The following is a 595-nucleotide window of genomic DNA, read 5'->3' as shown; positions in this document are numbered from 1 at the left end:
CGCCGGCGACAACGCCGGCGCCGCGCTCGGGCTGGACGCGGCATCCGGCGACGTCGTGGTCTCGATCGGCACGAGCGGCACGGTGTTCGCCGTCACGGACGCCCCGGTGGCCGACACGTCGGGCACCGTCGCCGGCTTCGCCGACGCCACCGGGCGCTTCCTCCCGCTGATCGCGACCCTGAACGCCGCGCGCGTCCTCGACGCGACCGCCGGGCTCCTCGGCGTCGACCACGCCGAGCTCGGCCGACTCGCGCTCGAGGCCGAGCCCGGGGCATCCGGCGCCGTGCTCGTGCCGTACTTCGAGGGCGAGCGCACGCCGAACCTCCCGGATGCGACCGCCTCGTTCTCCGGGCTGACGCTCGCGAACACGACCCGCCCGTCGATCGCGCGCGCCGCGGTCGAGGGCCTGCTGTGCGGGCTCGCCGACGGGCTCGACGCGGTGCGCCGGCAGGGCGTCGACGTGCAGCGGATCCTGCTCATCGGCGGTGCCGCGCAGAACCCCGCCGTGAGGGTCGCTGCGACGCAGGTGATCGACGTCCCGGTCGTCGTGCCGGCCCCCGGCGAGTACGTCGCGGACGGCGCGGCGCGGCAGGCG

The 595-nt window shown here is 77.0% G+C and carries 1 protein-coding gene; it reads left to right on the top strand.

The features are described 5' to 3' along the window. Positions 1 to 595, top strand: a 595-nt coding sequence (locus ESO86_RS18340; RefSeq protein WP_242492457.1) for an FGGY-family carbohydrate kinase, incomplete at both ends; no start/stop codon positions are given.

The sequence above is a fragment of the Agromyces binzhouensis genome (genome assembly GCF_004135055.1).
Classification (GTDB): Bacteria; Actinomycetota; Actinomycetes; order Actinomycetales; family Microbacteriaceae; genus Agromyces; species Agromyces binzhouensis.
Note: the sequence above shows the minus strand (reverse complement) of the source record. Positions and strands in the feature narration are given on the sequence as shown.